The organism is Mesorhizobium sp. M1322, assembly GCF_040318085.1.
GTDB lineage: Bacteria > Pseudomonadota > Alphaproteobacteria > Rhizobiales > Rhizobiaceae > Mesorhizobium.
Window position 1 is genome coordinate 87,544 of the sequence record NZ_JAMYLP010000012.1, and the last position, 7,513, is coordinate 95,056.

The 7,513-nt window shown below is 67.3% G+C and carries 6 protein-coding genes; 1 reads left to right on the forward strand and 5 read right to left on the reverse strand.

What is annotated here, in order from left to right; genetic code table 11:
* Nucleotides 1–783 carry a cobalt-precorrin-6A reductase gene (locus tag NKH12_RS07450; protein WP_352952561.1) on the forward strand — a complete coding sequence of 261 codons (783 nt, stop codon included), beginning with the start codon at nucleotides 1–3 and terminating at the stop codon, nucleotides 781–783.
* On the opposite strand, the gene NKH12_RS07455 is transcribed toward NKH12_RS07450, so the two are convergent.
* From NKH12_RS07455 to NKH12_RS07475, 5 genes are read right to left on the reverse strand one after another with little or no spacing between them, the layout of a single operon-like run.
* On the reverse strand, nucleotides 747–1,511 hold the full coding sequence (locus tag NKH12_RS07455) for a precorrin-3B C(17)-methyltransferase (RefSeq protein WP_352952549.1): 765 nt from the start codon (nucleotides 1,509–1,511) through the stop codon (nucleotides 747–749). The two genes, NKH12_RS07450 and NKH12_RS07455, sit on opposite strands and share 37 nt — an antisense overlap.
* Nucleotides 1,508–2,266 (reverse strand): precorrin-2 C(20)-methyltransferase, encoded by a 759-nt coding sequence (locus tag NKH12_RS07460; protein WP_352952550.1) that lies wholly within the window; start codon nucleotides 2,264–2,266, stop codon nucleotides 1,508–1,510. Before NKH12_RS07460 ends, NKH12_RS07455 begins: the two co-directional genes overlap by 4 nt.
* On the reverse strand, nucleotides 2,263–2,895 hold the full coding sequence (locus tag NKH12_RS07465) for a precorrin-8X methylmutase (protein ID WP_352952551.1): 633 nt from the start codon (nucleotides 2,893–2,895) through the stop codon (nucleotides 2,263–2,265). Before NKH12_RS07465 ends, NKH12_RS07460 begins: the two co-directional genes overlap by 4 nt.
* Before the next feature lie 2 nt (nucleotides 2,896–2,897).
* Nucleotides 2,898–4,397 carry a precorrin-3B synthase gene (cobG, locus tag NKH12_RS07470; RefSeq protein ID WP_352952552.1) on the reverse strand — a complete coding sequence of 500 codons (1,500 nt, stop codon included), beginning with the start codon at nucleotides 4,395–4,397 and terminating at the stop codon, nucleotides 2,898–2,900.
* Nucleotides 4,394–7,414: a cobaltochelatase subunit CobN gene (locus tag NKH12_RS07475; protein ID WP_352952553.1), complete on the reverse strand. Its 3,021-nt coding sequence runs from the start codon at nucleotides 7,412–7,414 to the stop codon at nucleotides 4,394–4,396. Before NKH12_RS07475 ends, cobG begins: the two co-directional genes overlap by 4 nt.
* Between the last annotated feature and the right edge of the window lie 99 nt (nucleotides 7,415–7,513).

Genomic DNA, 7,513 nt, shown 5'->3' on the forward strand with positions numbered 1-7,513 from the left:
ATGACCCACCCTATTCTGATCCTCGGCGGAACCACCGAAGCCCGGCAACTGGCGGGAAAGCTGGCCGCGCGCGCCGATGTGTCGCTCACGCTGTCGCTGGCCGGCCGCACCGAAAATCCTGTCGCGCAAGACGTGCCCACCCGTACGGGTGGTTTCGGTGGTGCCGACGGGCTGGCGGCATATCTGCGCGAGACCGACGTCGGCCTGCTGATCGACGCCACGCATCCCTATGCGGCGCAAATCTCCGCCAATGCCGCGGAAGCGGCGCATGAGGCCGGCGTGCCGATCATTGCGCTCAGGCGCCCGGGCTGGGAGCCTGCCGCAGGCGACCGGTGGACGCTGGTCGACAGTGTTGCCAGCGCGGTGACGGCGCTGGGGTCGGCTCCGCGCCACGTTTTCCTGGCGCTCGGGCGGCAGGAGGTCGCCGCTTTTGAGGCCGCACCCCAACATCACTATCTCATCCGCAGCGTCGATCCGGTCGAGCCAAGGCTCGCTGTGCCCGATGCGACCTATCTCTTGGCGCGCGGGCCGTTCCGGGAAGCGGACGAACATGCGCTGCTTCGCGACCACCACGTCGATGTCGTCGTGTCCAAGAACAGTGGCGGCGAGGCGACCTACGGCAAGATCGCCGCAGCGCGGGCGCTCGGCATCGAGGTGGTGATGATCCGCAGGCCGGCGCTGCCGGATGTCCCGTCGGCGGAAACCGTCGAAGCGCTTGCCGCAATGGTCGATCATTTTCTGGTCAGTCATTTTCTTGGGCCCGCCGCCGAACGCGGCGTATAGACCAGCGCCGGTTTTTCACCGCGCCTGATGATCCTGGTTTCCGGCGAACCGATGATGATGCAGGTTGCCATATCGGCCTTTCCCGCATCGGCGTCCGCCAGCAGAAAAACCTCGATGCGCTCGTCGGGACGGCCGGCGGCGCGGCCGAAGACGACCGGCGTGGTGCCGGGCAGGATCGCCATGAGGCATTCGAAGGCGCGGCCAAGCTGCCAGGGGCGCGCCTTGCTGATCGGGTTGTAGAGCGCGATGACGAAGCCGGCGCCCGCCGCCGCCAGCAGCCGCAGCTCGATCAGGTCCCAGGGTTTTAGATTGTCGGACAACGAGATGGCGCAGAAATCATGGCCGAGCGGTGCGCCGATGCGGGCAGCGACAGCGAGCATGGCGGTGATGCCCGGCAGCATCGCCACGTCAACGGCACGCCATTCCGCCGGTCCGGCCTCGATCGCCTCGCAGACCGCCGCTGCCATGGCAAAGACCCCGGGGTCGCCGCCCGAGACGACGGCGACATCGTGGCCCTGCGCGGCCATCGCCAGCGCGTCCTTGGCGCGGGATAGCTCTTCGCGATTATCAGAGGCGACGCGGGTCTGGTCGGGGCGCAGATCGAGCCGGTCGAGATACGGCTTGTAGCCGTAGAAGAATTTTGCCTCGGCGAGGGCGCGACTCGCTTCCGGCGTCACCTGGTCGGCATTGCCGGGTCCGAGGCCGATGACGGTCAGGCTGCCGCTCATGCTTCGGCTCCCAATGCGGCGGGCCGGCCTGACCAGCCGGCCACCAGCACAATGGCGAAGTAGGGCGCCTTGTCGTCCTGCTTGTCGGCCAGCCGCATCGAGACGCCGCCCGGCATGGTGCCGCGCTCGACATAGACGGCACGCGCCAGCTTGTCGGTCGCTTCCAGTGCTCGCCTGATCTTGGGCAGGTTGCGGCCGACCTTCATGATGACGGCGGCGTCGGTGTCGGCGAGGCGGCGCGTCAGTTCGAATTCGCTCATTGTGCCGGGCAACACGGTCAGCACGTCGTCGCCCTGGACGATCGGCAAGCCGGTCGCCGACCAGCAGCCGGACATGGCGGTGACGCCGGGAATGACCGCTGTCGGGAAGCGGTGCGCCAGCCGGACATGCAGGTGCATATAGGAGCCGTAGAACAGTGGGTCGCCTTCCGAAAGCACGGCGACCATTCTGCCGGCGCTGAGGTGCTCGGCGACTTTTTCGGTGGACTCTTCGTAGAAATCCGCTATCTGCGACCGGTAATCGCTGTGCTCCTTGTCGATTTCGGTGGTCACGGGATAGAGCAGCGGCAATTCAATCAAATCAGGACGAAGATGCGCGCCGACGATGGCGCGCGCATTGCTGTTGTTGCCGCGCTTGGCGAAATGCGCGACCACGTCGGCCTCGGCAAGCGCGCGCACGGCTTTGAGCGTCAGCAGTTCGGGGTCGCCGGGACCGGTTCCGACGCCGACAAGCCGGCCTTTTGCGATCGCGTTCAAAGGCCCGGCCTCGCCAGTGCGTTGAGTGCTGCGGCGGTCATGGCGCTGCCGCCCAGCCTGCCGCGCACGATGGCGTAGGGCACGCCATAGGAATTCTCGGCCAACGCGTCCTTCGATTCGGCAGCGCCAACGAAACCGACCGGCATGCCGATGATAACAGCCGGTTTCGGCCCGCCGTCGCGCAGCCTTTCCAGCAGATAGAAAAGCGCTGTCGGCGCATTGCCGATGGCGACGACCGAACCAGCCATGCGCTCGCCCCAGAGGTCGATAGCCGCGGCCGAGCGGGTGTTGCCGATCTTTTTGGCGATATCAGAGGTTTGCGGATCGCGCAGGGTGCAGATCACTTCGTTGCCGGCCGGCAGCCGGGCGCGCGTGACGCCGTGCGAGACCATCTGAGCGTCGCAGAAGATCGGCGCGCCGGCCGCCAGCGCCGTGCGCGCGGCGGCAACAAAATCTTCCGAAAAAACAAAGTGCCTGGCAGCCTCGACCTGGCCGCAAGCATGGATCATGCGGATGGCGACGTCGGCCTCGGCATCGGAAAAGCGCGACAGGTCAGTCTCGGCGCGGATGATGGCGAAGGAGCGCTCATAGATCGCCGTGCCGTCATGGATGTAATCGTAGGCGGCCATGCTCATTCCTGTCGATAGAGTTCGGTGATGCCGGCCGCGCCAAGCCTTGCCAGGCAAGTGGCGGCAGTTTCGCCTCGAAGTCGTGCGCGGCGGATCGCTGCGGCAACGCGGCCAACGCCGCGGGCGGCGTCATAGCCTGGCCTGTATCCGGCGGGAAGGGCCTTCGCCGTCCCGTCCACGACAAGTCCGGCCCCGTTTTCGCCGCCGACCAGTGTCAGCGCCGCCGGGCCGGGATGTGCACAGCCCTTGGCGCAGCCGGAAATGTGCAGCGTAAAGGAGGAGTCGAAGAGGTCGTAGTTTTCTGCAGCGATGGTATCGGCGATGTCACGCGTCGCGATCCGGCCGGAGGCGCAGGCTGGCGCACCCGGGCAGGCGGCGATCCTGGTGCGCGGATCGGCTGCGTCGGTGACGAAGCCGAGGTTATTGGCGGCTTGCTGGAGCGAGTGGCAGGCGGCCGGTGGCAGGCCGAGGAAAAGCAGCGCGCGGCCCGGCGCCAAGCGGATTTTGGTCGCGCCGAAGGTGAGGGCGTGTTGCGTGAGCTCGATGAGTTTTTGCGCGGGCATGCTGCCGAAGGGTAGGCCGATGCCGAGGGCGGTTGCATCGCTTGTGAGGGCGAAGGGCCCGATCGGCGACGCCGTTGACTCGGACAGTTTGAGAGGGAGGTGATCCTGCGCACCCCCCTCTGTCCTGCCGGACATCTCCCCCGCAAGGGGGGAGATTGCGCCGTCATTTCTGCTTTCACCAATATTCAAGGCTGCCAAGGAAGAGCCTGCGATGAAGCTGCCGATCTCCCCCCCTGCGGGGGAGATGTCCGGCAGGACAGAGGGGGGTGTGACGGAGTGCCAACTTGCGAGAGATGTGAGCTGTCTCTCCGTCAAATCCCGTCCATGGGCTTCGCGGCCTTTTTCGGCAACCATCCTTAGGATCGCGACGGCGATATCACGGGCCGCATCTTCCTCGACCATGACGAGCGGCGTCGCATTCTGCCTGTCGCCGGCAACGGCTACCAGCCAACGCACACCCACGTCCATCCGCACGGCAGCCAGCCTGACATCGGCAGTCACCGCATCCATGACCAACTGTCCGCCGCCATCGACGATCACCGAAACCTTTGGGCCAAGGCGCGGCGGAAGGCCGGCTTCTTCAGCCGCTGCACGAATACGATCAGCCAGGGGACGCGGGTCGGCGATTTCAAGCGGATCGAGCCCCGCAAGCGGGCCGGTCTCGACCGGCACGCCAGTGCGCACGGCTATGCCGAGCGCGTCGACCTCAATCGCTAGCAGCCGCGCGCTTGTCGGAGTCAGGCCGCGTATTTGAAGGCTGCCACGTGCGGTCACTTCCATGATGCCGTTGCCATGCCGCAAGGCGGATTCACCTAGTCCGATCAAGGATTTCGGCGAGAGTCCTCCAGCGACCGGGTTGAGCCGCACCAGAAGGCCGTCGCCGGTCTGCATCGGCGCGGACAAAGCGGGGCAGGCGCCGCGGCGGGAGAAGGCGTTCATGCCGCCACCTCCAGCGCCTGGGCCTCGGCAATCAAGGCGACGAGATCGTCATCGATCGAATTGCGCAGCGGATGCCAGAGACCGCGCCGCCGTGCCGACAGGAAGCGCTCGGCGATGACCTTCGCGGCGGAAGGGTTTTCGCGCAGGATGAAGGCGCGAACCAGGGGATCGCCAAGATATGCGTCATATACGGCCTCGATCAGGGTGCCCGATATGGCGTGGGTGGTCTCGGCGAAACCGATCAGCCGGTCGACCGTCTCGGCGAATTCCGAGGCGCCGCGCGGCCCGTGTCGCATCTGGCCTGATATGAAGCGCGGGTTGACAGCGCGGGCGCGAACTACCCGAGATACGGCTTCTCCAACCGAGCACGGCTTCGGCTTTTCCGGGTCCGTGGTGTCGAGGACGATCACGTCCGCGTTCTTGCCGAGTGCCGCAAGCGCCGCTGAAAAACCGCCGATGAAGGCGACATCGGCGGAGCCTTCCAAAATGTCGCGGCCGGGATCATCTCCCGTATGGACGAGAAGGTCGGCCTCGGCGATACGATCCTCGAACGCGCCGGGCGCCGAAATCCCTTCGCCCTCGGCCCCGCCATAGGCATGCGAAGTGGCGTCGAGATAGGCGCGGCCGATCTCTTCGCGCGCGGCCCAGTCGCCGCTCGACAATAAATCCTCGACGCCGGCGCCGTACGTGCCGGGCGAGGTGCCGAAAATGCGCGGGCTGACCTTGCCGTCGGCGCGGGTTTTTGCCGCAAGCGGGTTTTCCACCGCGTCCTCGTCGCGGGCGGCGACGGCGCTGGCGGCCGCATCGATCAGCGCGATCTGGGTCGGGAACATGTCGCGGAACAGGCCTGAAATGCGCCAGGTGACATCGACGCGCGGCCGGCCAAGGGCGGCCGGCGGCAGCACCTCGATGCCGGTGACGCGGCCGGTGGCGCAATCCCATTGCGCCCGGCAGCCCATCAGCGCCAGGCCTTGCGCGATCTCCTCGCCGCCGGTGCGCAGCGAGGCCGAGCCCCAGAGGTCGATGACCAGCGAACGCGGCCAGTCGCCATGCGATTGCATGTAGCTGCGCAAGACCTCGTCGGACGCCGCCCTGCCGAGATCGAAGGATGTCGGTGTCGGCATGGTGCGCGGGTCTGATGTGAACAGATTGCGGCCGGTCGGCAGCACATCGCGCCGACCACGCGCGGGCGCACCGGCAGGGCCGGCAGCGACATGGCGGCCGTCGAGGGCCGCGAGGAGCGCTGCCTTCTCGGCCGCCGCGCTTTGCTCGCGCAGCGGATCGGTCTCGCCCTCGGCTGAGCGGCCAAAGATGTGGAGGCCGTCCTTGATGGCGAAGTCCTTCAGATCGCAGAGCCAGGCGTCGATGCGGCGCAGCGCCTCGTCGGGGGCGTCGGTCCCGGCGACGCCGGCCTCCGATGCGAGCCCGGTCTTTTGAGCTGTTTCAACGATCAGCTTCGCCAGGCGGTCGCGGCGGCGGCGGTCGAGCCCGTCAGCCTGGGCATATTCGTCGACCAGCCGTTCAAGCTGCTGCTGGTTTTCGTCAAGCCCGGCGCCGGTCAGCGGCGGCGGCAAATGGCCGAGGGTGACGGCGGCGATGCGCCGCTTGGCTTGTGCGGCCTCTCCCGGGTTGGAGACGATGAAGGGATAAATGACGGGCAGGGGCCCGGTGACGATCTCGGGAAAACAGGATTCGCTGAGCGCCACTGTCTTGCCGGGCAGCCATTCCAGCGTGCCGTGGGCGCCGACATGGACGAGGGCGTGGACATCGAGCGACTTGCGCAGCCACAGGCCAAAGGCGATCAGCGCATGGCGGGGCGGCAAGGTCGGGTCGTGATAGTCGGCGCGGCGGTCGACTGAACGGCCGCGATCGGGGGCGAGTGCTACGGTGATGTTGCCGAAGCTGGCGGCGCGGAAGGGGAAATTTGCGGCGGTCGGCGCTTGAACACCCCCCTCTGTCCTGCCGGACATCTCCCCCGCAAGGGGGGAGATTGCGCTCTCATCTCCGCTTTCGCCAACTTCGAACGTTGCAGGATGAGCGACGGCGTTGGAATTGCCGATCTCCCCCCTTGCGGGGGAGATGTCCGGCAGGACAGAGGGGGGTGCCTCGCGTAATCCCGTCTCGTCTTCCGCCTTACCCCACGCCGCCTCGACCGCACTAAGCGCGGCTTCAGGCAACTCTGCCGAAAAGGCCATGTAATCGTGCAAGGCCAATCCCTGCCCGCCGGCTTCCAGCATCTCCAGCAACGCGCGCGGCGTTTGCGGAATCCCTTCAACGGTGTAGCCCTGCTCGCTCAGGTCGTGCAGCATCGCCAGCGCGCTGGACGGCACGTCGAGGCCGACGGCGTAGCCGGTGCGGCCGGGCGCGCTTGGATAGTCGGGGATCAGGATGGCCAGCTTGCGCTCGGCGCGCGGCGTCCGCTGCAGGCGCACGAACGCCTTGACACGGTTCGCCACCTGCGCCACGCGGTCCGGCTCCGGCCGGTTGGCGAAGGCGTGGAAGGCCAGCGCCGGGTCGGTTTCGACCTCGCCCTTGAAGGATATGGCGCCGGCAAGGATGCGGCCGTCGAGTTCGGGCAGGACGACGTGCATTGCGAGGTCGGCGGGCGCGAGGCCACGCTGGTTGTTTTGCCAGATGTCACGGCGTGTCGTCGCGACGATGACCTGGAATACCGGCACACCCGCACGGTCGAACAGGGTTTCAACACCGGGCTCGGCGCCGGAGGCGAACGCCGTGGCGGTGATGATGGCCGCAGGGTTCAGCGTCGACAGCGCGGTTTCGACAAAGGCGAGCGATGCCGGGTCCTTGAGGCTGGAGACGAAGATGGGGACGGGGACGATGCCACGCTGCCCGAGCGCTTCGAACAATGCGTCGATGGGCGCGACATCGGCGGCGAGCAGCATCGAGCGGTAGAAGAGGATGGGGACGACGTCCCCCTCCCCCTTGAGGGGAGGGTGGCCCGCAGGGCCGGGTGGGGTCGTTGCGGCAGTGCTCGACGTTTTCTTCTGTTGGCGCACTACACAGGCGACCCCCCCCCCCGCCCGCCGCCCGCCCCCACCCCCCAGCGGGGCGGGGGGGGACCCCCCGGCCGCGCGCCGAACGGGGCGGGTGTAAAA